Source organism: Actinocrispum wychmicini, from assembly GCF_004345645.1.
GTDB lineage: Bacteria > Actinomycetota > Actinomycetes > Mycobacteriales > Pseudonocardiaceae > Kibdelosporangium > Kibdelosporangium wychmicini.
Genome location: NZ_SLWS01000008.1, coordinates 21,588 through 46,985, shown reverse-complemented (window position 1 = coordinate 46,985; position 25,398 = coordinate 21,588). Strand labels below are relative to the sequence as shown.

At 67.3% G+C, this 25,398-nt stretch carries 24 protein-coding genes; 11 read left to right on the top strand and 13 right to left on the bottom strand.

The annotated features are described in order from the left end of the window. Positions 1 to 84: 84 nt before the first annotated feature. From EV192_RS55025 to EV192_RS33220, 4 genes are all read left to right on the top strand, one after another. A complete protein-coding gene (locus tag EV192_RS55025; protein WP_243727235.1) occupies positions 85 to 201 on the top strand; it encodes a LacI family DNA-binding transcriptional regulator in 117 nt (38 codons plus the stop codon). A 29-nt stretch (positions 202 to 230) separates the two neighbouring features. Further along, positions 231 to 422: a hypothetical protein gene (locus EV192_RS55020; protein WP_132122557.1), complete on the top strand. Its 192-nt coding sequence runs from the start codon at positions 231 to 233 to the stop codon at positions 420 to 422. After that, positions 415 to 774: a substrate-binding domain-containing protein gene (locus EV192_RS57505; RefSeq protein ID WP_132122990.1), complete on the top strand. Its 360-nt coding sequence runs from the start codon at positions 415 to 417 to the stop codon at positions 772 to 774. Before EV192_RS55020 ends, EV192_RS57505 begins: the two co-directional genes overlap by 8 nt. Before the next feature lie 632 nt (positions 775 to 1,406). Next, positions 1,407 to 2,639 (top strand): HNH endonuclease signature motif containing protein, encoded by a 1,233-nt coding sequence (locus tag EV192_RS33220; RefSeq protein WP_132122556.1) that lies wholly within the window; start codon positions 1,407 to 1,409, stop codon positions 2,637 to 2,639. A gap of 417 nt (positions 2,640 to 3,056) precedes the next feature. Here the strand turns inward: EV192_RS33220 and EV192_RS33215 are convergent, their stop codons facing one another. Genes EV192_RS33215 through EV192_RS33205 form a run of 3 tightly spaced genes read right to left on the bottom strand, consistent with a single transcriptional unit; the run spans position 3,057 to position 8,394 of the window. Further along, positions 3,057 to 5,633, bottom strand: a complete 2,577-nt coding sequence (locus EV192_RS33215; protein WP_243727279.1) for a GH116 family glycosyl-hydrolase — start codon at positions 5,631 to 5,633, stop codon at positions 3,057 to 3,059. Between the two features lie 32 nt (positions 5,634 to 5,665). Then, positions 5,666 to 6,745, bottom strand: coding sequence for a glycoside hydrolase family 172 protein (locus EV192_RS33210; protein ID WP_132122554.1), 1,080 nt, complete (start codon positions 6,743 to 6,745; stop codon positions 5,666 to 5,668). Then, on the bottom strand, positions 6,742 to 8,394 hold the full coding sequence (locus tag EV192_RS33205) for a fucose isomerase (protein ID WP_132122553.1): 1,653 nt from the start codon (positions 8,392 to 8,394) through the stop codon (positions 6,742 to 6,744). The genes EV192_RS33210 and EV192_RS33205 overlap by 4 nt, the downstream gene beginning before the upstream one ends. A gap of 279 nt (positions 8,395 to 8,673) precedes the next feature. Between EV192_RS33205 and EV192_RS33200 the strand changes: the two genes are divergently transcribed. The 4 genes from EV192_RS33200 to EV192_RS33185 are packed head-to-tail and all read left to right on the top strand — an operon-like array spanning position 8,674 to position 12,432. Then, entirely contained in the window at positions 8,674 to 10,005 is a 1,332-nt protein-coding gene (locus EV192_RS33200; protein WP_207926347.1) for an ABC transporter substrate-binding protein, read from the top strand. Next, the gene (locus tag EV192_RS33195) at positions 10,002 to 10,943 is read left to right on the top strand and encodes a carbohydrate ABC transporter permease (protein WP_207926346.1); all 942 of its coding nucleotides are present in this window, start codon (positions 10,002 to 10,004) and stop codon (positions 10,941 to 10,943) included. The genes EV192_RS33200 and EV192_RS33195 overlap by 4 nt, the downstream gene beginning before the upstream one ends. Then, positions 10,940 to 11,770 (top strand): carbohydrate ABC transporter permease, encoded by an 831-nt coding sequence (locus EV192_RS33190; protein ID WP_207926345.1) that lies wholly within the window; start codon positions 10,940 to 10,942, stop codon positions 11,768 to 11,770. Before EV192_RS33195 ends, EV192_RS33190 begins: the two co-directional genes overlap by 4 nt. Before the next feature lie 5 nt (positions 11,771 to 11,775). Then, a complete protein-coding gene (locus EV192_RS33185) occupies positions 11,776 to 12,432 on the top strand; it encodes a hypothetical protein (protein WP_132122551.1) in 657 nt (218 codons plus the stop codon). Between the two features lie 12 nt (positions 12,433 to 12,444). On the opposite strand, the gene EV192_RS33180 is transcribed toward EV192_RS33185, so the two are convergent. Next, positions 12,445 to 13,755 (bottom strand): FAD-binding oxidoreductase, encoded by a 1,311-nt coding sequence (locus tag EV192_RS33180; protein ID WP_132122550.1) that lies wholly within the window; start codon positions 13,753 to 13,755, stop codon positions 12,445 to 12,447. A gap of 112 nt (positions 13,756 to 13,867) precedes the next feature. Here EV192_RS33180 and EV192_RS33175 point away from each other — a divergent pair, with 112 nt between their 5' ends. Continuing rightward, positions 13,868 to 14,467, top strand: a complete 600-nt coding sequence (locus EV192_RS33175) for a TetR/AcrR family transcriptional regulator (RefSeq protein WP_132122549.1) — start codon at positions 13,868 to 13,870, stop codon at positions 14,465 to 14,467. Here EV192_RS33175 and EV192_RS33170 read toward each other — a convergent pair. The 7 genes from EV192_RS33170 to EV192_RS33140 all read right to left on the bottom strand — a co-directional run bounded on the left by EV192_RS33170 (position 14,452) and on the right by EV192_RS33140 (position 22,828). After that, positions 14,452 to 16,854 (bottom strand): ATP-binding cassette domain-containing protein, encoded by a 2,403-nt coding sequence (locus tag EV192_RS33170; RefSeq protein WP_132122548.1) that lies wholly within the window; start codon positions 16,852 to 16,854, stop codon positions 14,452 to 14,454. The genes EV192_RS33175 and EV192_RS33170 overlap by 16 nt on opposite strands. 46 nt (positions 16,855 to 16,900) lie before the next feature. Then, positions 16,901 to 17,311, bottom strand: a complete 411-nt coding sequence (locus EV192_RS33165) for a VOC family protein (RefSeq protein ID WP_207926344.1) — start codon at positions 17,309 to 17,311, stop codon at positions 16,901 to 16,903. A 10-nt stretch (positions 17,312 to 17,321) separates the two neighbouring features. Beyond that, entirely contained in the window at positions 17,322 to 17,759 is a 438-nt protein-coding gene (locus tag EV192_RS33160) for a helix-turn-helix transcriptional regulator (protein WP_132122546.1), read from the bottom strand. Positions 17,760 to 17,793: 34 nt separating this feature from the next. After that, positions 17,794 to 19,242, bottom strand: coding sequence for an amidase (locus tag EV192_RS33155; RefSeq protein ID WP_132122545.1), 1,449 nt, complete (start codon positions 19,240 to 19,242; stop codon positions 17,794 to 17,796). A gap of 9 nt (positions 19,243 to 19,251) precedes the next feature. Continuing rightward, complete coding sequence (locus tag EV192_RS33150; RefSeq protein WP_132122544.1) at positions 19,252 to 20,655, bottom strand: MFS transporter; 1,404 nt, start codon at positions 20,653 to 20,655, stop codon at positions 19,252 to 19,254. A gap of 45 nt (positions 20,656 to 20,700) precedes the next feature. After that, positions 20,701 to 21,522: a hypothetical protein gene (locus tag EV192_RS33145; RefSeq protein ID WP_132122543.1), complete on the bottom strand. Its 822-nt coding sequence runs from the start codon at positions 21,520 to 21,522 to the stop codon at positions 20,701 to 20,703. A 106-nt stretch (positions 21,523 to 21,628) separates the two neighbouring features. Continuing rightward, positions 21,629 to 22,828 carry a metal-dependent hydrolase family protein gene (locus tag EV192_RS33140; RefSeq protein ID WP_132122542.1) on the bottom strand — a complete coding sequence of 400 codons (1,200 nt, stop codon included), beginning with the start codon at positions 22,826 to 22,828 and terminating at the stop codon, positions 21,629 to 21,631. Between the two features lie 84 nt (positions 22,829 to 22,912). Here EV192_RS33140 and EV192_RS56225 point away from each other — a divergent pair, with 84 nt between their 5' ends. Further along, positions 22,913 to 24,043 (top strand): CaiB/BaiF CoA transferase family protein, encoded by a 1,131-nt coding sequence (locus tag EV192_RS56225; protein WP_132122541.1) that lies wholly within the window; start codon positions 22,913 to 22,915, stop codon positions 24,041 to 24,043. Beyond that, positions 24,036 to 24,800 (top strand): enoyl-CoA hydratase/isomerase family protein, encoded by a 765-nt coding sequence (locus tag EV192_RS56220; RefSeq protein ID WP_132122540.1) that lies wholly within the window; start codon positions 24,036 to 24,038, stop codon positions 24,798 to 24,800. The genes EV192_RS56225 and EV192_RS56220 overlap by 8 nt, the downstream gene beginning before the upstream one ends. Positions 24,801 to 24,804: 4 nt before the next feature. On the opposite strand, the gene EV192_RS33125 is transcribed toward EV192_RS56220, so the two are convergent. Next, entirely contained in the window at positions 24,805 to 25,092 is a 288-nt protein-coding gene (locus EV192_RS33125; RefSeq protein ID WP_132122539.1) for a hypothetical protein, read from the bottom strand. Further along, positions 25,089 to 25,376, bottom strand: coding sequence for a hypothetical protein (locus EV192_RS33120; RefSeq protein ID WP_132122537.1), 288 nt, complete (start codon positions 25,374 to 25,376; stop codon positions 25,089 to 25,091). The genes EV192_RS33125 and EV192_RS33120 overlap by 4 nt, the downstream gene beginning before the upstream one ends. Between the last annotated feature and the right edge of the window lie 22 nt (positions 25,377 to 25,398).

Genomic DNA, 25,398 nt, shown 5'->3' with positions numbered 1-25,398 from the left:
GCCACCGGCCCGTCAAGATCCAACGGGAAATCGATTTCTCGGAGGCGGTGCGTACCATGGGCGAGGGTCGCGCGGGGTGAGACGATGGCAACGATCTACGACGTGGCGCGCGCCGCGGGCGTCTCGCCGTCGACGGTGTCGCGGGTGCTGAGCGGCCACCGACGGGCGAACGCCACCCTGGCCGCGAAGCGGACTACATAGCCGCCGTCCTGAGCGAGCAAGTAGCGGGCGTGATCATCTCCCCCTCCGACCACGTAACCCACCTACACCAGTCCGGGATGCCCATGGTCCTCATCGACCGCCAAGTCCCCGGCCTGAAAGTGGACACGGTGCTGGTGGACAACGAACACGGCTCAGCCGAAGCCTGGCCGGCTACCTCCGAGCGCTCCGCGAAGCCGGAAAACCCATCAACAGATCCCTGATCCGCCACGCAAACTTCCGAGAAGCCGGCGGCTTCAAAGCCATGAACTCTCTCCTGAACTCCCCCAAACCCCAGACGCCGTCTTCATAGCCAACAACCTGATGACCGTAGGCGCCCTCGAATGCCTCGCCCAGCAAAGCGTGCGAGTACCGGAGGGCATCGGAATCGTCGGCTTCGACGTGGTTTCCTGGGCCGATCTCGTCCGCCCCTCCCTCACCACCGTGGTACAGCCAACATACGAACTGGGCTGCGCTGTTTGTTGGTCGATCGCATCTCTTCCCCCCAGTCGCGCTCCTTCACTGGTCACGCTGCCTACCGAGCTTCGGGACAGTTCCCTTCCTCGGTCTGGTTGAGCACTGTCCCAAAAGATAGGTCGCTCGCCGCTCGGGCAGGCCGCCAAGAGGGAGTCTGTTGTCGTATTTTGCTGGTGTGGTTGGGTTGTTTGGTCGTGGCGTCTCCCTCCCGTGTGGCCTGCCCAAGGGAATCGCATCTGCCAGGTGGGGTCCAGCTTGGTCTTCCGGTCCGTATCGCTACCGCTTCTTGTTGGGTCTCGTAGGCGGACCTCCCTCGGGTTCCGTGGGTGTGGACCCCACCTGGCAGATGCGATTGGCTTCGCCCAGGCCACACGGGAGGGAGACACCACTCGGGCCAGATTTGTTGTGCGAGCACGCACTTCCTCACACAGGTTGCTACCCGGGCACACACTTCCTCGCGCCAAGTTGCGTGCGGGCCCACACTTCCTCGTGTCGAGTTGCTATGCGGGCATCCGCTTCACCCTCAGGTTCCTGCTTCGTTTCAGGGCTGGCATCCGGCTCCGATTCCCGCTTCACGTGCTTGGCCTGACTTCAGGCTCTGAGTCCTGCACCTACTCTAGATCCCGTGCACAGAGAGCAACACCTTCTCTGGCCGCGAATTCATTGTTCGCCGATAGCGAAAAGCTATATACCCCAACACATTCATCCTCGATGTTCGATAGAATCGTTGCATGGACACCACAGTGCCACTATGGCAGACCAGCGACACCGAGCTGGTCAACGCCCACACCGCTGTGGTCCAACGCCGCCGTCAACTATACGCCGAGGAACTCCGCCTGGTGGCCGAAATGGAAAACCGTGGCGTCGCCACGAAACTCGGCTACAGCAACACTGCCGCGCTGTTGATGCACACTGCTCGGCTCAGTCGCACCGAAGCCCGCCACCAACTCGCCCAAGCCCACGACCTGCACGCCACCACCACCCCCACCGGGTCGGTGATCGACCCAGCGTTGCCCCAGACCGCTGAAGCGTTGACGCGCGGCGAAGTCGACTCCGAACACGTGGACGCCATCCGCACAACCCTCGCTGACTTGCCACACCTGGACGCCGAACAACGCGCCACAGCCGAGCAAGTCATGCTGACCCGCGCCGCCGAGGACGACCCGAAAGCCCTACTCCGATTCGGCGCCCGAGTCCGCGACATCGTCGACCCGGATGGGCCGCCACCACCGGAGGAAGAGCCGATCCGGCCAGAGCGGATGCTGCGTCGGCACATCCGGCGGGACGGCAGCATGGAGTTCAAGGGTCACCTGGACCTCGAATCGGCCCAGCTGTTCGAGAACCTGCTCAAGCCGTTCGAGAAGCCGCACCCCGAAGGCGGCGACACCCGAGGGTATGCCGAGCGGGCTGGGGACGCGTTCGCGGATGTGCTGCGGATGGCGGCCAACTGCCCGGACCTGCCCGCCCACAACGGCGTCCGCACCGAAGTTGCCGTCACCATCTCCTTCGAACAACTACAGCAGTCCCTGGACGACGTGCTGCTCTCCAGCGATCCACGGATGACCGCCCGAGAAGCCAGGCGCCTCGCCTGCGATGCGCACATCCTGCCCGCCGTCCTCGACGGCGACTCCAAACCGTTGGATGTGGCAGTCCCAGCCTACGCCGCCCCAGCCCACATCCGACGCGGACTCTACCTACGAGACAAAGGATGCGCCTTCCCCGGATGCGAACGACCAAGCAGCGTCTGCGACGCTCATCATGTCGCGCATTGGGCGCAGGGTGGACCGACCACAATGGACAACATGGCGCTACTCTGCCCCCAGCACCATCGGTTGGTGCACAACAGTGACTGGGCGGTGAAGATGATCGACGAGAGACCATGGTTCATCCCGCCAACCTATGTGGACGCGTCACGAACACCAAGACGCAATCACATCCACGCGCCCATCCCCAGTGCGGCATGACCGGCCGCACTGGGGGGCAAGCCCTGCAATCCTCGTGTCCACACAGCACGGTCGGAGCGCGAAGCGCTTGCCCGCGCAGCAAACCTGGCCCGAGTGGTGTCTCCCTCCCGTGTGGCCTGGGCGAAGCCAATCGCATCTGCCAGGTGGGGTCCACACCCACGGAACCCGAGGGAGGTCCGCCTACGAAACCCAACAAAAGACGGAAGCCATACGGACCGGAAGACCAAGCTGGACCCCACCTGGCAGATGCGATTCCCTTGGGCAGGCCACACGGGAGGGAGACACCACGACCAAACAACCCAACCACACCAGCAAAATACGACAACAGACTCCCTCTTGGCGGCCTGCCCGAGCGGCGAGCGACCTGTCTTTGGCAGCCCGAGAGACTGGCAGCGGCAAGCAAGCCGTTACATCGGCCTACAAAGCCAAAGCAAGAACCTGCCCACGCACCAAAGCAACCCTCTCCGAAAACCCAACCCGAACCCCAGAAGCATCCCGAGAGAAGCGCAGCGGCAAGGCAGAACCATCAAGGAAGGCGCGGTAACCGGAGGCAGAGTCACCTGAGATCAGCAGCTCCCGAATCTCCAACCGACCGCCGGTGCATTCAAGGGTGAGCCCAGCCGAAGACGGAGACCACAAACCCCAACCTCCACTGGCGACAAAAGGAACCGACCACTCCGGACGCCGAAACCTGAACACCCCAGCCGAAGCGTCCTCGCTGAACCCGGCGAGCGCCTCCAACACCGACCACCCGGCCATGGCACGAACGTAGTGGTCGCCGCATTCGATCTGGTTGTACGGGTTACGTCGTTGTCCGTTGTACCGTGCCCACAGGGCGTCGAGGATGAGTTGGGCTTCCTCTGCCAGGCCTTCCCACAGGCAGTGGGCGGCGACTTGGTATTCGGTGCCGGTCCAGACTTCGTCGGCGTATCGGGTGGGGACTGGGGGGCGGCCGCCGTGGGGCCAGGTGCAGACGAGGAGTCCGGTGTCGTCTGTGTCGGCGAAGCTTCGGTATGGGTGAACGAAATCGCGGAATCCGTGGCGCAGGTTGTGTTTGACGATTGAGCGCAGTGCGGTTTGGATGTGGTCGGGTGGTAGTAGGTGGCCGAGGCCTAGTTGGTGGGCCCACCATTGGCCGATGAGTTGGTCGGCGAGGCAGCCGTTGACCCATTGGTAGTCGGTGTTGTCGCCTGGTTGGAGTTGTTGCACGTAGTACTCGCCGTTGAACAATGCCGAATCGTAGGCGTGACTGGCTTGTTCGAACGTGGCGCGGTAGTTGTCGGCGGCTTTGGAGTCCACCAGGCGGGCCATTTCTTCGGCGGCCCTCAGGGCGGCGAGCCACAGGGTGCCCTGGAAGGTGTTCAGGCCGGCCAGGTCTATGTCGTGGGTGCTCGGCTGAACACCTGTGAGCATTCCCGTCCCGGTGACATTCCAGGTGCTGTCGACGTGACGCATCAGCCGGACCAGAGAAGGCCAATAGCGTCGTAGCCAGTCGAGTCCCGCGCCAGCGCGGTATTCGCGGTACGTTTTCAGGACCGTGCCAAGCATTCCGTCGAGCGCCGGCTGATCGGGACCGCCGATCGGCGAGTCCCACAGCTGCCGCAGATAGGCAGGCGCGATGACCCGGTGCGGGACAAAGCCCTCCGGTGCCTGCATGATCTCGAACTCCGTCGACCGCATATCGCGTTCCAACTCAGGGAACACCTTTGCCAACGCCTGCGCGTAGTTCCACACGTGCGTACAGTTCAACGGGCAGGAACCGCCGAAAGCCCCCGACCACATCACGGTCGAAGCGCCGAGCGTCCCCTCGAAACCGAAGAAACGCCCGTCCGCCGCACGAAAACAAGTAGGACTACGGATCGGCACAAGTTGAGCCGCGAGATGCGTGACCGCCTCGGCATCAAGCCCCGAACGGGTCAGCGTGCCCGTCCACTCCTCAGTCGCGGCACGCAACGAATTCCACTCACTCCGAACACGGGAGAACACATCCCGCGCGTCGGTGTAACGCGTCGCATAATGGTTGCCAAGCCAGAACTTCGAGCGGCCCCACTCCGGACGCGCCGGCCCGAACTGCTCGAAGTTGACGTACCGGTTGGGAAAATGCCAGGTGAGCGCCACCCGAATCTCCCGAGTCTCGCCCGGAGCGAGCTGAAACGGCACGGCGATACCTGTATTCCACGTATCCCCCGCCGGACTCGGACCGACCGCGCTCGCCGGAGCATGCCGTTGCGGATCAGGCGTTCCCGGCGCATAAGCCAACCGAGGCGCGCCACTGGCCAAAGCACGCGAACGCAAGAACGCAACAAACTCGTCAGGATCCCGCCACTGCAACAAAACCGACGCATCGTCAGAGTCGGCCGCCAGCACAAGCCCACCGGCACCAGGCGCGTCGTCGGCCAACGCGACATTCTCCAACTCCACCGCGGTCCACCCATCAGCCCTGCGCAGCCGGTTGACGTTGCCGCCATAGCCTGCCCCGCGCACACCTTCGATCGGGCTGATGCCGTCCCAGCCGACCGCGTTCTGCACCGCGATCCCTAGGCTGCCGTGGATGTCCAACGAGTCGGTGTTCACCAGCCGGAACGTGAACATCGCCGCCGGGATCGAGCTGGCATCGACATCAAGCGGCACGAGCGGAGTGAACGCGTGCAGCGTGATTTCCAACGGTAGCAAGGAGTCCTCGTACCGGACAGTCGCCTCAGGATACGTGGCCGTGAACGTCGTCCGCTCGACCCCAGGGTGCCGGGCGAGCAGATCACGTTGCCATTGCGGCACTTCGTCGTCGTTGACCAGAGGAGTACCAGTGGACGCAGGCGGCACCGACTGCAGGATCCGAACTGTGTCCAGCGGCGGCTCCCACCGGGTGGCGCGGACCGCGAAGAAGGACGACGGCAGCGCGCCGGCATGGTTGCCGATGTTGTGCAACTGCCACTGTCGCAGGCTGCCGTCCGCGCAGATCGCCACGTTCCCGGTGCCGATGCCGCCCAGCGGCATCGCCATGTGTGGGACGTCGAAACCGTTGGTCATCAGAGCGGATCCATCGGTTCGCCACCGACCGCCAGGTCGTCACGACTCGGCAGCGTCGGTCCGGCCGCGGCCGGCGTGTCCAAATAGAACAGAGCGGTGGACGCGATGTCGTCGTGCAACGGCTGATACCGGTGCCCGGACTTCCACCCTAGTGCCTGGATGTCCACGCGTAGGTCGGTGTGGAAACGGATCGGGTCCTGGACGTGCCAACGGTACATGCCGAACCGCTGCTGGCTGCGGTAGAGCCCGTCCGGGCGCAGCACCTGGTGCAGGCCAAGGTAAGGCGTGGAGTAGGCGGTGTAACCCGAGCCGGGGACGTCGAAGTTCCACGCCCCGCCGAAGTAGTCCTCGGTCCCGGTCCCGCAGATCGTGGGGTACTCGTCGTCACCGTCCAGGTAGAACTTGATCTCACCCTCGCCCCACCAGCCCGGCCGGTTCACCCCCCACGCGAGGTAGGCGCCGACGTACTTGCCCGAGCCGGACACCCGGTCGACGATCGGGTGGGTCTGGCCGGTCGGGAGCGGGTTGCTGCGGTGGAACTGGGTGTGCAGATAGCCGGTGCCGGCGACGTCCACGTCGATCTCGTAGCTGATCTGGTAGTAGACCGTCGCCGTGGCGGACGACAGGTTCTCCACCGTGAGCCGCGCGGAGCCGGCGAACGGCATCGGCCAGTACGAGTTGAAGCCGCCGTGCGGGTTCACCGCGACCGGCTGGGACGACAGCTGCGCGAACTCGCACCAGCCCTGCCCGAAGAAGTCGCCGAGCGGCACCTCGATCGCGGGCCGCTCGCTGCCGTCCCAGTAGGCCCGCAGGACCAGGCTCCGCCAGTTGTCACGGTGCGTAGTGAGCCACATGTGGGTGATCACCGCGGGTCCCTCGATGGCGGCGAGTTCGAACGTCGCCCCGCCGGGGATGTCGACGCTCGGTGAGATCTTCCACCCCACACCCAACTCCGCGGCACAGGCCGCCCCGGTGCCCTCGGTGGCGCGTCCGCCGCCGCCCTTGGATCCGTCGAAGTTCTCCGGACTGATCGAGCGTGACTGTCCGCGGCCGAGGAACGCCAGCCGATCCAGACTCATTCGACAACTCCCGTCAGACGTATGTCCCCACAGAGATGAACACTGACCCCGAGCGCGTCGAACAGGGCCGCCTTGACGGTGGCGGCGTGATCGGCTGTCTCGGCGTCAGGCGCGTACGCGACCTGCACGTGGTTGGCCCGATGCTTGGCCATCAACTGGTCACGCCCCACGCCATGCAGTACGGCGTGCATGATCGGCCACTCCGGCGTGGTGAGCGACAGGCGGCGCTGGGTCTCCTCCGCCGGCAGTTCGGCGACGTGCCCACGGCCGATGTCGACGTGCAGCCGGCCCTGCTCGATGTACACCCGCGACCAGACGATCTCCCCCGGCTTCGAGCAGCCGCTCAACGTGCCGCCGCCGAGCGGGAAGTACATCGGCGGCTGGCGCCGGCTGTACGAGTGGTGATACCCGCCGTTGTGCGACGCGGGCACCGAGCCGGAGATCATGAACGTCCAGACGAACTCGTCGTCGTACGTCTCGCCCCAGCGGATGTCGTGCAACGTGGTCGCCGGGTCGAACCCCATCGCCGTCCAGATCCGGTTGGTGACCAGCGCGTCGACCGCGACCCCTTCGTCGACCTCGTTGAAGTGCGGCAGCGGCCGGCCGGCGTACAGCTCCCGCGCGCCGTCCCGGCTGCGTACCGGCGGCCGCTCCACGTTGTTGAGCAGCCCTTCGGCGAGGTCGCTGGCCGGCGCCACGTCCTTGAGGCCCTGCTGGTACTGGATGCCCACCGCGTCCAGCCCGAAGTCGTCGGCGATCCGCAGCGCCGCGATGTACATCTTGAGCTGGCCGCCGACCTGCGCCCGGGTCAGCTCCCTGGCCTCGTCGGCGCCGAACTCGAACCGCAGTCCGGCCGCGTCCAGCCAGTCCTTCGCCGCGCCGGCCTCGGCGTCGCCCACCTGGTCCATCTCGGCCACGAGCGCGCTCTGCGACAGCCGCTCCTTGTAGATGCCGAGCGGGTTGAGCAGTTCGTCGTCGAAGATCGCGTTGTACATCCCCATGCAACCTTCGTCGAACACGCCGATGATCGCCTTGTCCCGCCGCAGTTCCTCGGCCAACGCACGGCCCAGCGCGACCTCAGTGGACGCGTCGTCCAGGGTCGGCAAGGGCCGGACGTGGTCGGTGGGGTGGGTGAGCTTGCCCGTGTCCAGCCAGGTACGCAGCCCGTCACGGGCCCACTCGTCGGTGAAGTCGACGCTCCACAGTGCCGAGTGATCGACTCCCGCCTTGGTGAGGCTGGCGGTCAGGCCGAGGAGCCCGACCAGGCCCGGGTACGTGCCGCTCCAGTTGGCGAGCACCATGATCGGGCCGCGGTGCGTACGCAGTCCGGCGAGCAGGTGGTGGCTGTACTGCCAGACCGCTTCGACCACGAGCAACGGCGCGTCCGGCGGGAGCGTCGAGAACACGTCGATGCCGTGCCGCTGGCTGTCGATGAAGCCATGCCCGGCGCGCTCGTCGACGGGGTGGCCCCGAACCACGTTCCAGCCGAAGGACTCGACCGCGCGCGTCACGTCGGCTTCCAACTGCTGCTGCACCGGCCAGCACTGGACGTTCGCGGACGGGCGAAGGTCGCCGTTCGCGACGAGGTAGGCGGTGCGCGGCGGTGTGCTGACGATCGGTCGCGGCTCGGGAAATGCGTACTGCGTCATGGATTTGCCGCCCTTCCCAGCCCGGTGCCGGGCCCAAGTGGGAGATCTTGAAACCCGAGCCTAGGTCCCGAGTAATCGATTACGCAACGCCGGACCCCCACGCGATCCACCGATGGTTGGGGAATTTCATGGTCCGGGAACGTGCGACACACTGTCTGGGAACGCGCGACACGGTCGGGGGACTTGATGTTGACATTGCGGCTGGGGGGCGGCTAGGTTCCTGGCACTTGGTCAAAGTAATCGATTACTCAGCCAGCTCCTCGGCGTGAAGGGAGCGAGATGGCAACGGCAACCTTGTCCCGGCGTGGGATGCTCCGACTGATGGGCGTCACCGCGGCGGTTCCGGCGATGTCCGCCCTCGCGGGATGTGGCGGCTCGTCGGGTTCGAGTGGTGGCTCGTCCGGCCCGAGTGGCGCCAGTGGCGAGTTGAGCCTGGCGTACCTGGGCGACGCCACCCAGCAGAAAGCTTTCAACGACCTGTTCACGGCCTTCAACAAGGCCAATCCCGGGATCACGGTCAAGGCCAACGGCATCGCGGCCAAGGACTGGGCGAACTTCGCCAACACGATCTCCACCCAACTCGCCGGCGGCAAGAAGTACGACATCGTCAGCGTCGCCACCGAGGGGCAGCTGCTGATGTCGTCCAAGGGCGTGCTCGCGCCGCTGGACGACTTCATCGCCAAGGACAAGGCCGTCGTCGACGCCTACTACGCGGGCATCGACCCGCACCTGCGGGAGTGGACGAGCAAGTACGGCTCCCCGGACGGCAAGACGTACTTCATCCCCGGCGGGTACAACGCGGTCGTGTTGTACTGCAACACCGAGGTGTTCGCCAAGGCCGGTGTGGACATTCCGACCGGCGACTGGACGTGGGACGAGTTCAAGGCCGCCGGCGCGCGGATCAAGGAGAAGACCGGCGCCTACCTGATCTCACTCGGGGGCGGTGGCGACTTCCCGTTCGTCGAGATCATGCCGTGGCTGCTCACCAACGGCGCCAGCACGACGGACGCCGACTGGAAGACGCCGACGTACAACTCGCCGGCCGCGATCGAGGCGGCGACGTTCGTCAAGGGACTGATCGACGCGGGGCTGGCACCCAAGGTGGGCGGCAGTTTCGACGCGCCGAACCAGTTCTCGAAGGGCGCACTCGCCACGCTCGGCGGCGGCCGGTGGCCGACCCTGGACATCCGGCGGCTCAACCTGGTCGACAAGACGCGGATCGTCAACTGGCCGACCAAGGCCGGCAAGGGCGCGCCGATCGGCTGGGACGGCTGGCCCATCCTGAACAGTTCCACGAACAAAGAGGCCGCGTGGACGTTCATCAAGTGGCTGATGTCCCCGGAGGCGTCCGAGTTCTACGCGAAGATCGGCGGCACCAACATCCCGGCGCTGAAGACGGTCGCGGCGAGCCAGTCCTTCCTGGACAACGCGCCCAAGGGCTCGGAGTTGCTGCCGGCGGCGATCGGCTACGGCACGCCCATCCCGTCACCCAAACAGGGCGCTGAGACACAGAAAGTGATCAGCACGGGCTGGAAGAACGCGATCACCGGGCTCAAGCCGGTGTCCGACGCCCTGACGGAGGCGAACGACCAGCTTCGGCCCCTGCTGTGACGACGTTGGCGGAGGCACGCGAGTCTCCGGGACCGGCCGGCGGCGCGGGCCGGCCGGCCCCGGCACGTTCCCGGCGGCGCTGGGAGGGATATCTCTTTCTCAGCCCGGCCCTGCTGCTGTTCGTGGTCTTCGTCGCGGGCCCGCTGGTCGCGGCGATCGTCCTCGCGTTCTTCCAGTGGGACCTGCTGACCCCCGCGAAGTTCAACGGGGTCGACAACTTCACCACGATGTTCTCCGATCCGTTGCTGTACAAGGCTTTGGGCAACACCTTCGTCTTCACGGCCGCCTCGATGGTGACGCACATCGTGGGCGGCCTGCTCCTGGCGCTCGGTGTCAACCACCTGAAGAACAAGTGGCTGTCGTACTTCGTGCGGACTTCGCTGTTCTTCCCGTTCGTGATCTCGTGGGCGGCGGTGGCGCTGCTGTGGAAGTACGTGCTCGACCCGACGTTCGGGGTCGGCACGTACTATCTGAACAAGGTCGTCACGGCGCCAGACTGGTTCACCGACCCGGCCTGGTCGCTGCCGGCGATCATCGGCATCGACTTCTGGCACACCATCGGGTTCACGTTCGTGATCATGCTCGCCGGCCTGCAGACCGTGCCGAAGGACCTGATCGAGGCGGCCCGCAGCGACGGCGCGAGCGGATGGCAGACGCTGTGGCACGTAACGCTTCCGATGATGTCCCCGACGATCTTCTTCTCCTCGGTGGTCACGTTCATCGGCGCGTTCCAGATCTTCGACCCGATGCAGATCGTGACCCCGCTGGGCGGGCCGGACAACGCCACGATCAGCGTGGTCATGTACATGTACCAGAAGGGTTTCCAGTCGTTCCAGGTCGGCTACGCGTCGGCGGTGTCCCTGCTCGTCTTCGTGGTGACGATGCTGGTCACCCTGCTGCAGTTCTGGGGGTCGAGGCGATGGGTGCACCAAAGGTGAGACGCTGGCGGCTGACTCCGACGCGGGTGGCGATCGGGCTGGTCCTGCTGGTCGTGGGTGTGCTGATGGTCGCGCCGCTGCTGTGGCTGGTCGTGCAGAGCCTCACCGAGGAGGGGGCCGCGTTCGAACTGCCGCCCAACTGGCTGCCGAAACCGTTCACAGTGGACAATTTCGCCGGCATCGACGGGTTGATCCCGTTCGGACAGATGGCGTTGAACAGCCTTGTGGTCGCGGTCATCTCCACGGCCGGGTCGATGCTCGTGAGCGTGTTGGCCGGCTATGCCTTCTCCCGGCTGGCCTTCCCCGGCCGCAACGGGCTGCTGCTCGCCATGCTGAGCGCGTTGATGGTGCCGGTGCAGACCACGGTCATCCCGGTCTTCTTGTTGATGCGAAACCTCGATCTGGTCGACAACCTCGCCGCGCTGTGGCTGCCCGCGCTGATCAACGTGTTCGCGATCTTCTTCTTCCGGCAGTACTTCAACACGATCCCGCGCGAGTTCGACGAGGCCGCGCGGATCGACGGCGCCGGCCACCTGTGGATCCTGTTCCGAATGATCATCCCGATGTCCGGGCCGGCCATCGCGGCCATGACGATCCTGGCGTTCGAACTGTCCTGGAACAACTACTTCGGCCCGTTGATCTTCCTCAGCAGCCCGGAGCACATGACGCTGCCGATCGGCCTGGTCGCGCTGCAGAACGGCCAAAGTGGATCGTCGGTCGTGGTGTTCGCCGCGATCACCGCGGTGGTGGTGCCGGTTCTGGTGGTGTTCCTGGTGTTCCAACGAAGCTTCGTCGCCAGCATCGCCTCAGCGGGCCTGAAGGGGTGACAGCTATGCGCTCTGACACAGTCATTGTCACGACTCTGCGCGGCGCATGGCCGTGCCTGCCCGCACTACTCGTCGCCAGCGCTGCGTTGTGCGCGGCCGCGACCGTGCCTGTGTTTGTCGTGCCAGGCGTCAATCCGATCGCCGTGTTGCTTTACGCCGTGCTCGCCGCGCCTTTCCTCCCGGCTCTGATCGCGGTCGCGAACGCCGCCGCTTTCGACGAGGTGGCGACCATCCGAAGCTGGGCACGGGCACTGCGTGCGCACGCTTTGTTCGGTATGCGGCATTGCTTGGTCGCCGCCGGAGCCGGCGAACTTTTCCTCGCCGCCCTGGAGGTTTGGTCACGCGGGCGTCCAATGTGGATGTTGCCCTCGCTCGCCCTGACGGGAGCGGCGACCGTGGTCACCTTGTCCGGCTTGCTTGCGGTCCTGCCGTTGGGCGTCGCTCGGCCTGGTCTGCGCGGTGTCCGCCTCTGGATCACGGCGCTTCACCTGGTCGCTCGCCGGCCCGTCCGGTTCGTCGCGGTCTTCTCCTTGGTGGGACTGGGCCTGTGGGCGGCGACCAGTTGGAGCGCGTCGGTGCTGCTCCTGCTGCCGGCACCGGTCACGCTCGTCATGGTCGCCGCCGTGTGGACCACCAAAGCCGATCTTGCCCACCCCCAGTGAGGGCAAGGCGTCCTAGGCGTTGACCGGGAAGTTGCTCCGGAACACGCCCAACGGATCCCGCTTCTGCTTGATCTCCCGAAGCCGCGTGACGGTTTCGGCGTCAAAGACGTCCGAGACCGACTCACCCGACGCGAGGCCGTTGAACGGCTTCCGTCCCGTGGTCCATGGCGCCAGCGCACGGCTCAACTGCTCCTGCTTGGCACGTACCGCGGTCCCCACCTCGGGCGTGAACGGAACGCCGAACAGGGTGACACCGTAGGCCGCGGTGAGTGGGCCGGCCGGGCTGGCGGTGGGACGGGCGAACGCGCCGCCGAAGTGTCGCAGTTGGACACTGAGCAACGGGGCGATCGGCTCGGCGGTCAGTACCGCGACGGCCGAGTCAAGGTCGGTCAGCAGCTCGGAGCGCATAATGCCGGGTGCGGGGTCGGTGGGCTCGGCGGTGATCGCGGCCAGGTCCGTCACGCGGATGACCGCGCGGGTGTCGGACATCGGGTCGCCGATCTCGTCGAGTGGACGCAGCAGGGCCCGCGCGTCCCGCTCGCCACCCAGGTAGGTCGCGTCGATCGCGACCATGGCGGGGGCGTCGCCGGGGAACTGGAGCAGGTCGCACCACAGGGTCAGCTCGTCGGGGGCGTCGGCGGTGATCCGCCGGAAGGCGTCCAGCACCTGCGCGGTCTTGGCCGCCGGCCACACGATCCGGCCGCCGAACAGCTCGGGCACCTCGTGCAGCCGGTACTCGAGGGCCGTGACGATGGCGTAGTCGCCGCCACCGCCGCGCAGTGCCCAGAACAGGTCCGCGTTCTCGTCCCGCGTGACCCGGACGATCTCGCCGTCGGCGGTCACGGCGTCGAAGGCGATGACGTGGTCGGCCGCCCAGCCGTACTTGCGGCCGAACCAGCTCATGCCGCCGCCGAGGGTGTAGCCGGTGACGCTGACCACCGCCGAGCTGCCGGGCAGTCCGGTCAGGCCGTGCTCGGCTGCAGCCGCCTGGATCTGGCCGCCTTTCACCCCGGCTCCGATCCGTGCCGTCCGGGCGGCCGGGTCCACGTGGACGTCGTCGAGGTTGCCGGTGCGCAGCAGGATCGTGCCCTGGACGTCGCCCGTGGCCCCGTGGCCGTTCGGCTGGGTCGCCACGGTCAGCCCACGGTCCCGCGCTACCTGGACCAGAGCGACGACGTCCGCCACGTCGGCGGCCTCGACCACGGCCGAGACATCCTGGTGGACGGCCAGGTTCCAGGGCCGGCTCGCCGGGCCGAAGCCGTCGTCGCCGGGCAGGAGCACCTTGCCGCGCAGGGTGGACCGCAGGTCGTTCAAATCGCTCATCGTCCTCTTCCAGCTCGGTACACGATACGTGTCGTGTCTTGACGCCGAGCATGCACAACACCCGGCAAGATTGTCAACACGACACGTTCCGTTTCCTCTACGATACGGATCCATGACAAGCGCACCGAACGCGCTGCGCCGAAGCGAGAGCAGTCGTCACGCGACCCTCGACGCCGCCATGGCCCTCTGCGCCGAACACGGCTACGGGCGGCTCACCATCGAGGCGATCGCCGCCCGCGCGGGGGTGAGCAAGAAGACGATCTACCGGTGGTGGCCCTCCAAGGGGTCGGTCGTCCTGGAAGCGATCTACGAGATGGGCCGGCAGACGGCCAACTTCCCGGACACCGGCGACCTGCAGGCCGACCTGCACACCCAGCTGTCCGCGGTGATCCGGCTGCTCACCCCGCCGTACCGGTCCGCACTGACCGGGGTGATCGCCGAGGCACTGAACGACCCCGACCTGGCCGCCGAGCTGCGGGAGAGCCTGATCCGCCCGTACATCGCGCAGTTCGAGGACCGGCTGCGCCGCGCCCAGGAGCAGGGGCAGCTGCATCCGGACGCCGACCTGACCGTGGCCCTGGACCTGGTGTACGGCCCCATCTACCACCGGCTGGCCTTCCACCTCGGCCTGCCGGAGCCGTCCTACCTGGACACGCTCATCGAGCACGCGCTACGAGCCCTCGCGCCGGGCGGACGTCAGGCGCCGACGTAGGCCGCGAGGTGCTCGCCGGTCAGGGTGGCGCGGTCGGCGACCAGGTCGGTCGGGGTGCCCTCGAACACGATCCGGCCGCCGTCATGGCCGGCGCCGGGGCCGAGGTCGATGATCCAGTCGGCGTGCGCCATGACCGCCTGGTGGTGCTCGATCACGATCACCGACTTGCCGGCGTCGACCAACCGGTCGAGCAGGCCGAGCAGGTGCTCGACGTCGGCCAGGTGCAGGCCGGTGGTCGGCTCGTCGAGGACGTAGACGGCACCTTTGCCGCCCATGTGGGTGGCCAGTTTGAGGCGTTGCCGCTCACCGCCGGACAACGTGGTCAGTGGCTGGCCGATGGTGAGATAGCCGAGCCCGACGTCGGCGAGCCGGTCCAGGATGGCGTGCGCGGCCGGGGTGTGGGCGTCGCCAGCGCCGAAGAACTTCTCGGCCTCGGTCACCGACATCGCGAGCACCTCGCTGATGTCCCGGCCGCCGAAGTGGTACTTCAGCACCGAACTGTCGAACCGCTTGCCCTCGCACTCCTCGCAGGTGGCCGCGACCCCCGCCATCATCGCCAGGTCGGTGTAGATGACGCCGGCGCCGTTGCAGTTCGGGCAGGCGCCCTCGGAGTTGGCGCTGAACAGCGCCGGCTTCACACCGTTGGCCTTGGCGAACGCCTTGCGGATCGGCTCAAGCATGCCGGTGTACGTCGCCGGGTTGCTCCGCCGCGAACCGCGGATCGGGGTTTGGTCGACCGCGACCACACCGTCCTGGTCGGACACTGAGCCGTGGATGAGCGAACTCTTGCCCGAGCCCGCCACCCCGGTGACCACGACGAGCACACCCAGTGGGATATCGACGTCGACGTCCCGCAGGTTGTTCGCGTCAGCCCCGCGGATCTCCAGCACGCTCGACGAGGTCCGGACCGACGGTTTCAGCGACGCGCGGTCGTCCAGGTGCCGCCCGGTGAGCGTCCGCCCAGCCCGCAGCCCTTCGACCGTGCCCTCGAACACCACCTCGCCACCCTCGGCGCCGGCGCGCGGACCAAGGTCGACGACGTGATCGGCGATCGCGATCGTCTCCGGCTTGTGCTCCACCACGAGCACGGTGTTTCCCTTGTCCCGCAACCGGAGCAGCAGTCCGTTCATCCGCTGGATGTCGTGCGGGTGCAGCCCGATCGTCGGCTCGTCGAAGACGTACGTGACGTCCGTGAGCGACGACCCGAGATGCCGGATCATCTTGGTGCGCTGCGCCTCGCCGCCGGACAGCGTGCCCGACGTGCGGTCCAGGCTGAGGTAGCCGAGCCCGATCTCGACGAACGAGTCCAGGGTGTGCGCGAGCGACTCGAGCAGCGGCGCGACGGACCGCTCGGACAGGCCGCCGACCCATTCGGCGAGGTCGCTGATCTGCATCCCGCACGCGTCCGCGATGCTGATCCCCTTGATCTTCGACGACCGGGCCTCCGCGCTGAGCCGGGTGCCTTCGCACTCGGGGCAGACGCTGAACGTGACCACCCGCTCCACGAAGGCCCGGATGTGCGGCTGCAGCGAGTCGACCTCCTTGGCCAGCATCGACTTCTGGATCCTGGGGATCAGGCCCTCGTAGGTCAGGTTGATGCCGTCGACCTTGATCTTGGTCGGCTCCTTGTAGAGCAGGTCGCCCAGCTGCTTCTTGGTGAACTTCCGGATCGGCTTGTCCGGGTCGAAGAAGCCGCTGCCCCGGAAGATCCGGCCGTACCAGCCGTCCATGCTGTAGCCGGGGATGGTGAGCGCGCCCTCGTTGAGCGACTTGCTGTCGTCGTAGAGCTGGGTCAGGTCGAAGTCGTTGACCTTGCCCCGGCCCTCACACCGCAGGCACATCCCGCCGGTGATGCTGAAGCTGCGACGCTCCTTCACCGTGTGTCCGGCGCGTTCCACCGTGACCGCGCCGGCTCCGCTGATCGACGCGACGTTGAACGAGAACGCTTGCGGCGAACCGATGTGCGGCTGCCCGAGCCGGCTGAACAGGATGCGCAGCATGGCGTTGGCGTCGGTGGCGGTGCCGACCGTGGACCGCGGGTCGGCGCCCATCCGCTGCTGGTCGACGATGATCGCGGTGGTCAGCCCGTCCAGGACGTCCACGTCCGGCCGGGCCAGCGTCGGCATGAAGCCCTGCACGAAGGCGCTGTAGGTCTCGTTGATCAGCCGCTGCGACTCGGCGGCGATCGTGTCGAACACGAGTGAGCTCTTGCCCGAACCGGAGACCCCGGTGAACACCGTCAGCCGGCGCTTCGGGATCTCGATGCTGACGTCCTTGAGGTTGTTCTCGCGCGCGCCGTGCACGCGGATCAGGTCGTGGGTGTCAGCGACGTGCTGCTCGGGCGGTTGTGCAGCGGTCTTCTTGGGCTTGCTCACTCGTGTCTCCATCTTGGTTGGGCGGGGCCGCCCGCAACGGCCCCACCGACGTCGTGCCTCAGCCGACTTCCTGGATGCGGACCAGGTTGCCCGCGGGGTCCCGGAAAGCGCAGTCGCGGATCCCGTACGGCTGGTCCGTCGGCTCCTGGACCACCTCGGCGTCGCCGGCCTGCACCCTCGCGAACGTGGCGTCAAGGTCCTTTGTGGCCAGGTTGACGGCGGCGTAGGTGCCCTTGGCCATCATCTCGGCGATCACCCGGCGCTCGTCGTCGGTGAGGCCGGGGAAGGCGGCCGTCGGCTGCAGGACGATGGACGTGTCGGGCTGGTTCGGCGGGCCGACGGTGATCCAGTGCATGCCGCCGTACTCGACGTCGTTGCGGACCTCGAAGCCGAGGGTGTCGCGGTAGAAGGCGAGGGACGCCGCCGCGTCGTCGTGCGGGAGGAAGCTGTGGTGAATGGTGATGTCCATGCCGGTCACACTATGTGCGGCCCCGGGCCGCCGCTTCTCGATTCCTGATCGGTCTGGTCACCTGTTTCGCGACGCACGGCGGCATCCCCTCGGTCGCGCCCGCCTGCTCCTGCCGGTAGACGCTCGGCGGCACGCCGACCAGCTCGGTGAAGCGGGTGCTGAAGGTGCCCAGCGACGACGAGCCGACCGCGAAACAGACCTCGGTGACGCTCAGGTCGCCACGACGCAGGAGCGCCATCGCCCGTTCGATCCGCCGGGTCATCAGATAGGAATACGGTGACTCACCGTAAGCGAGCCGGAACTGCCGGCTGAGGTGCCCGGCCGACATGTTCACCCCGCGCGCCAGCGCTTCCACGTCCAGCGGCTCGGCGTAGTCCCGGTCGATCCGGTCGCGGACGCGGCGCAGGCGGACGAGGTCGCTGAGGTGCGGTGTCGGGGCGGGGCTCACATCGCGATCGTGCCACGTCGTGCGCCCGGGTCCATCACCCCATCGGGGCGGATCGCTCAGCCGTGAGCATGGCCGGCGGGTGATCACGGACCCACTGGGTGCACTGTTCGTACGCCTGCGCGAGTTGCAGCACGCCCAGGTCGTCGCGCGGCCGGCCGACCAGTTGGACGCCCATGGGCAGGCCGCGTGGGTCGAAGCCGGCGGGCATGCCCATCACCGGCACGCCAGCCAGTGACCAGGGTGCCACGGTCTCCATCCAGCGGTGGTACGTGTCCATCGGCCGACCGTCCACTTCGGACGGCCACGGCACCTTCGCGTCGAACGGGAACACCTGGGCGCTGGGCGCCAGGATGAAGTCGTACCGCTCGAACATCGCCTCAAGCGCCTGGTACCACGCCAATCGCGTGTCCACCGCCGCCGAGATGTCCGCGACGGTCAGCTCGATCCCGCGCTCGATCTCCCACACCAACTCCGGCTTGAGCGCGCCCCTCGTCGCCTCGTCGTCGTACAGTTCGCGCATCCACAGCGTGTTCCACCAGCGCCAGACCTGGAACGCGTGCCAGACGCGGTCCATTGGGAACGCCGGCAGTGCCTCTTCGACCACGCATCCCACGCTTTCGAAGGCGCTGAACGTGGTCCGACACAGGTCCAGCACGCCGGGCTCGGTCGCGAGGTGTCCGTCGAAGTCGCCGACCCACGCGATCCTGGTGCCGGTGAAGTCGCGCGCCGGCAGCGGCGGCCGAAACACGGCGGGATCGGCGTCCAGGCTGAGCGGTACCGACGGGTCCGGGCCGGCCAGCACTTCGAGCAGGGCGGCCACGTCCGCGACCGTCCGGCCCATCGGCCCGGCGGTGCCCAGCTGCGGCAGGAAGTCGGCGCGGGGCACCCGGCCCCAGGACGGCCGGAAGCCCAGCACGTTGGTGAACGCGGCCGGGTTGCGCAACGAGCCGCCGTAGTCGCTACCGTCCGCGACCGGCAGCATGCGCAACGCCAGCGCGGCGGCCGTTCCCCCGCTGCTGCCGCCTGCGGTCCGGGTCGGGTCGTACGGGTTGAGCGTGGTGCCGAACACCGGGTTGTAGGTCTGCGAGCCGAGGCCGAACTCCGGCGAGTTGGTCTTGCCGACCATGATCGCGCCGGCGGCCCGCATCCGCCGTGCGATCAGGTCGTCCTGTTCGCCGATCCGGTCGGCGAACAACGGCGACCCCTGTGTCCACAGCAGACCTGCCACGGACACGAGGTCCTTGACCGCCAACGGGAATCCGTGCATCCAGCCCAGGTACTGCCCGTCCGCGAGCTGCTGGTCCCGCTGCCGCGCCTGGCGGTCCAGTTCGGCCCGGTCGAGCATGCCGACGATCGCGTTCACCTGGGGGTTGACCCGGTCGATGTGGTCCAGGTAGGCGCGCATCACCTCGACGCACGACACCTGCCCTGTCTTGATGAGGGCGGATAACTCCAACGCGTCCAGATGCACGATGTCGGCCACGACCGGATCCTAGCGATCTTTCACGGCGAGCCGGGCGATCAGGACACCGACGGCGGCGACCGCCGTCAGGCCGAAGAGGAGCAGGTGGGCCGAGTGCACGGTGGCGGGGGCGCCGAGGTTGACCATGAGGCCGCCGAAGGCCGAACCGAACGCCAGGCCGATCGTCTCGACGGTGTTGATGCCCGCGCTGGCCTTGCGCGCCTCGTCCGGGTCCGATGTGACGTGCATCGCCGCGACCATCAGGTGCGGGAACGCGACGCCGATGCCGGAGCCGGCGACGACCAGTGCCAGGAACCACGCCACGACCAGCCACGGACTCGCGTTGTCCTGCTGCAGCAGCCCGGCCAGCAGCAGCCCGACGCCGACCAGGGCGGGACCGGCGACCCGCAGCCGCCGGATCGTCGCGGCCCGGGTGGCGTTGGCGCTGAAGAGCATGCTGGTCGACCAGCCGACCGAGACGGCGGCGCCGAGGAACCCGGCGACCAGCGGCTGGAGCCCAGCGAGGCGCTGGCCGAACAGCGGGGCGAACGTCTCGGCGGCCGCGCCCGTGGCGAGCACCACGATCGACAGGTAGATCCACTTCAGCGGGGAACCCGCGGTGTAGGTGGACTTCGGCAGGACGCGCACCTCGGAGCGCCGCTCACGCCGGACGAACCACCCCGCCACCAGCAGCGCGGCGACGATCGCCGCGACAATCAGAGCGGTGTCACTGAGGATGCTGGCGACGCTGATGAGGCCGGCGGCAGCGGCCAGGATCGTGAGCGACAGCACCGGAATCGGCTCGACCTTCGTCTCCGACCTGGACTGCGGCAACGCCCGCGGCACGATGAACGCGATCCCCACGGCCAGTACGGCGAGCAGCACGAACGCCAGCCGCCACGCCCCGAACTGGGCGAAGGCGCCGCCGATGGTCGGGCCGATCAGGGTGCCGACACCCCACATCGCCGACACCAGCGCGGTCGCCTTGGCCCAGAGCCGCTGCGGGTACGCGGACTGGATGACCGCGTAGGCGAGTCCGGCCAGCAGGCCGCCGCCGGCGCCCTGGACGGCCCGGCCGACGAGCATGACGGCCATGGTCGGGCTCATCGCGGAGATGGCCGTGCCGAGGATGAACGGGCCGAGCGCGATCAGGTACGCCAGCTTCGGCCCCCGACCCGCCAGCACCCGGCTGACCAGCATCGACGACACGACAGAGGCGATCGTGAACACCGTCGTGCTCCACGCGTACAGCCGCTCGCCGCCGACGTCGGTGATCGCCGTCGGCATCAGGCTGGTGGTGAGGAACAGGTTGATCGCCTGCAGCGCCACCCCGCCGACCAGGACGACGGACGTGGCGAGCCGGCCGGATCCCAGCAGCTCCCGAAACGTGCCCGCGGTCTGGCCGGGTTCGGCGTCCGTGACTGTCGTGTTCATGACCTGAACCTAGAACCACAAGTAAACTTGAGGTCAACAAGTCCGTCAGTGCTCCGTGCCCGAACTGCTCTCCTCGTCGGTGTCTTCGCCCTCGTCCCACACCGACGGACCGATGCACCAAGCCGCGCGGTACTCCTCGACATACGATTTCGTGAGGATCGCCGCGACCTTTTCGGTGACGTCGTCCCGAAACGCCGCGTCTTCGACGATCAGCTTGGCCGTGACCCGTTCGAGCAGCGACTGCCAGATCACGTAGAAGGGAACGCGCTCCAAGGCGGTCACCATCGCCCGCTGGACTATCTTGACAGCCTCTTCGATGTCGTCCCCCGCGTAGTCGACGAGCGTGCAGACGTTCGCCACGAAGATCTGCCGATCTTGCTCCGCGATGTGGTGCTCGTCCGGGACTTCCTGCTTGTAGTTGTCGTAGTACTTCACGGACAGCAGATCGAGCTGTTTCAAGGCCGCTCGTTCGCCGCCGCCGCCAGCTGTCTTGGCGGCTTTTCGAGGGAACGCCGTGTAGGCGCGTTTGTTGGCGGCCCTGACATAGTCCTGGATCAGGTCTTCGAGCAGCCGGTTCTGATCCTCACCGCTTTTGTCGGCGAATCCCTGGTAATGCGGTTGGTTCTTCTCGACGATGGCGTCCGCCTTGTCGGCCGACAGGGAACTGTTGATCACCAGGTCGAGAACGACCGCGAAGGCGTCGTTCCGACGCTGACCGACAACCTTGTGTATCACCCGGCGGAGCAACCCTTCGGCCACCGTGTGATCGCCTTGGCCGCTGGCGACATTCGTGGGCATCCGACCGGAGAACACCAGCTCCTCGATCACCCGCTCCGAACTTCCGCGCCGCTTTTCCTTCGTTCGCACTCGCGCGATCATCATATGGCCAGTCAAGCACCTTCAGTGACATTTGTCTGTCGGACGAACAGGTGTCCGTCGACAGTTCGGTGATTGACGAAAAAAGAATTGTTCGCTAACGCACGAGCCGGCCGGACTGCACGATGTGAGTGATATGTGCGGGGTCGGCGAGAACACCGATATCGGCAATCGGGTCACCATTGAGCACAAGCAGGTCGGCGTGGGCGCCGATGTCCACCGTGCCGATTTCGCCGGACATGCCGAGCAGGTCGGCGGCCGTGCTGGTGGCGGCGCGGACAATGTCCAGCGGTTGCTGCACTTCCCGGCGCAGCCGGAACTCGTGGTTCTGGTGCCGGTGCATGCCGCCGAGCAGGTCGCTGCCGTACACGAGTCGCACGCCGCCGCGGTCGGCCGACTCCAGCGCGCGCAGGCCGCCCTCCAGGACCTCGTCGACCTTGGCGCGGCTTGACTGCGAAAGCCCGGACGCCACTCCCTCGTCGGCGAGCGCCCAGTACGTGACCAGCGTGGGCACGAGGAAAGCGTCGTGCTCGCGGAACAGGTCGATGCTTCGGTCGTCGATCAGGTTGCCGTGCTCGATCGACCGGACACCCGCTTCGAGCGCCCGGTTGACGGCCCGTGCGGTGTAGGCGTGTGCTGCCACGTACCGGTTCGCGGCCTCCGCCTCGGCGACCACGGCACGCAGTTCGTCCTCGGAGTACTGGGTGGAGTCGATCCGGTCGGTCGGTGACGCGACCCCGCCGGACGCCAGGACTTTGATGTGGTGCGCCCCTTTGCGCAACTCGTTCCGTGCCGCCGTGCGGACCGCGTCGACACCGTCCGCCACTTGGCTGAGCCCGCCGCAGCACGACCTGTCGTCGCCGCGCTGACGTCCGTCGCCGTGTCCGCCGGTCTGGCTTAGCGCCCGACCACCGAAGGCCAGCCGTGGCCCTTCGATGAGCCCCTCCGCCTGCGCATCGGCCAGTCCGTGGTCCGCTCCGGCGACGTCTCGCACGGTCGTGAAGCCGCGGTGCAGCATCGAACGCATGATCCGGGCGGTGTGTGCGGCCAAATAGGACGGTGACCAGGTGGCGATGTCGGCCAGATCGGCGGTTGGCGCGGCCACGTGCACGTGGCCGTCGATCAGACCGGGCAGCACAACCGCGCCCCCGAGGTCGAGCACCTGGACGTCGTCGGGGGCGGTCAGGTTCGGCCCTGTCTCGACGATCCGGCCGCCGGCGCACCGGATGCTCGTCTCACGATAGTCGCCGGTGCTGACGTCGAGCACAAGTCCTTGGCGCAGCAGCAGATCAGTCATGTACGAGCCTCCCGGTCAGGTCGAGCCCCCTGTCGAGCAACATACGCTGCCCCTGGCCTTGATGATCGGCTAGCGTCGAGCAGTATGTCGTCGACCGAAAGCCCCCCGCTGGCCGGGGTGACCGTGCTGGAGATCGGCGCGTTCATGGCGGCGCCGTTCGCCACCATGCAACTCGCCGACCTGGGCGCCCGCGTTCTCAAGATCGAGAACCCGGACGGCGGTGAGCCGATGCGCGCGACCGGCCCGTTCGTCGACGGGGAAAGCTCCCCGTTCCTGCGGCTCAACCGCAACAAGGAGTCGGTCGCGATCGACCTGAAGTCGCGGGACGGCCACGCCGCCGTCCGTCGGCTCGCCGCCACCGCGGACGTGCTGGTGGAGAACCTGCGCCCGGGGGTGATGCGTCGCCTCGGGCTCGGCTACGAGACACTGCGGGCCGACAACCCCGGGCTGGTGTACGCCTCCGCGTCCGGCTGGGGCCAGGACGGCCCGTTGGCGGGGCTGGCCGGGTTGGACATCATGGCCCAGGCACGCAGCGGACTGATGAGCGTGACCGGGTTCCCCGGCGGCGACCCGGTCAAGGTCGGTGTCCCCGTCTGCGACCTGGTCTGCGGGCTGTATCTCGCGTTGGCGGTGACGGCCGCGCTGCGCGAGCGGGACCGTTCCGGGGAGGGGCAGCACATCGACGTGTCGCTGCTGGAGTCGGGCGTATCGCTGGCGGTGTGGGAGGCGGGCATGTACTTCGCCGACGGCACGGTGGCCTCGGCGCACGGCTCGGCGCACCAAAGCAACGCGCCGTATCAGGCGGTGCGCAGCGCGGACGGGCACGTCACCGTCGGCGCCATCACACCGAAGCTGTGGCACGCGTTCTGTGTCGCGCTCGGACTCCATGAACTGCTGGCGGATCCGCGTTACGCCGACGCCGCATCCCGGTTGCGCAACCGTGCGCCGTTGATCGAGGCTATCGAGCGGGTGACCGCCACCCGCACTACCAAGTCCATTGTGGAGGTTCTGGAGGCGGCCGGCGTGCCGTGCGCGCCGATCGCCGACTACGGCCAAGTGTTCACCGACCCCACCCTGGTGGACCGCGCCTTCTTCTGGGACGCACCGCATCCCACTCTCGGCACGGCGCGACAACTCGGTTCGCCGATGCGACTGTCCCGTACACCCACGGTCCGGTCGCACGCCGGTCCCCCACTCGGGAGCGCCCATGAGTGACCTGGAGATCACGGCCGACGGGCCGGTGCTGACGGTCACCTTCAACCGTCCCAAGCAGCGCAACGCCATGACTTGGGGGATGTACGAAGGCCTGGCCCAAGCGTGCTCCCAGGCCGACGCCGACGACACGATCAGGGTGATGGTGTTGCGCGGCGCTGGCGGGCAGGCGTTCGTCGCCGGCACGGACATCACCCAGTTCGCCAAGTTCTCGTCGGGCGAAGACGGCGTCGACTACGAACATCGGGTCACCGACATCATCGACCGGCTGTCCGATGTGGACGTTCCCACGGTCGCGGTGATCGACGGCTACTGCGTCGGCGGCGGCCTGGGTATCGCGTGCGCCTGCGACCTGCGGATCGCCACCCCACGTTCGGTGTTCGGCGTACCCATCGCCCGCACCCTCGGCAACTGCCTGTCCACCGCGACGCTGGCCCTGCTCACCCACCACTTCGGCCAGTCCCGTACCACCGAACTGCTGCTCACCGCCCGGATGATGGCCGCCGACGAGGCCCGCGCGACCGGATTCCTCAGCGAGGTCGCGGAGAACCTCGACGACGTGCTCGCCCTCCTGGTCGAGCGCTTGCTCGGGCACGCCCCGCTGAGCATGTGGGCGACCAAGGAAGCATTGCGCCGACTCAGACGCGCCGGTGTCGTCGACGACACCGACATCATCTCGCGGGTCTACGGCTCGGCGGACTTCCACGCCGCCGTCACGGCCTTCACCGCCAAGAAACGCCCAGAATGGACAGGCCACTGACCCGTTATTGGCAGTACTGGCCAGTGACGTCCAGCCGGCCCTGCGCGGTCCCGTAGGCGCGCGCAGTAGAGCAGTACGAGGCCGCCGCCGGAGGCGTGTCAAGAAAGATGACCTGCCGGAAACTGCCTACCGGCCCGACGCAGTCCTGCGCTATGGCGGCGAACATCGGCGGCCCGAACGGGATGCTCACAAAAGCACATTTGTAGTACACAGGCGCGGCGTTCGCGGTCCCTGTCACGACGAATCCGAGTCCGACAGCCACAGTCGTCACGAGCGTCAGCAGTCGTCTCATGAGCAGAACCTCCCGTCGACGTCCAACCTGCCCTGCCCGTCGCGATAGGTGAACCCCGACAAGCAGAACCTGGCCGACAACGGGGACGTGCTGTTGAAGGACACGGGGTGAAAACTGCCCTCCGGACCAACACAGTCGATCGCCGTCGCGTAGCCGCTCACCGGCCAGGTCGGCGGGTCCACCCGTACGCACTTGTACGACGCGGATTCGGCGTTCGCCGTACCTGCCACGACGAAACCGAGTCCGACAGCCACAGTTGCCATGAGCGTCAGTAGTCGTCTCATAGCCCGTGCGTCGACTCCGATC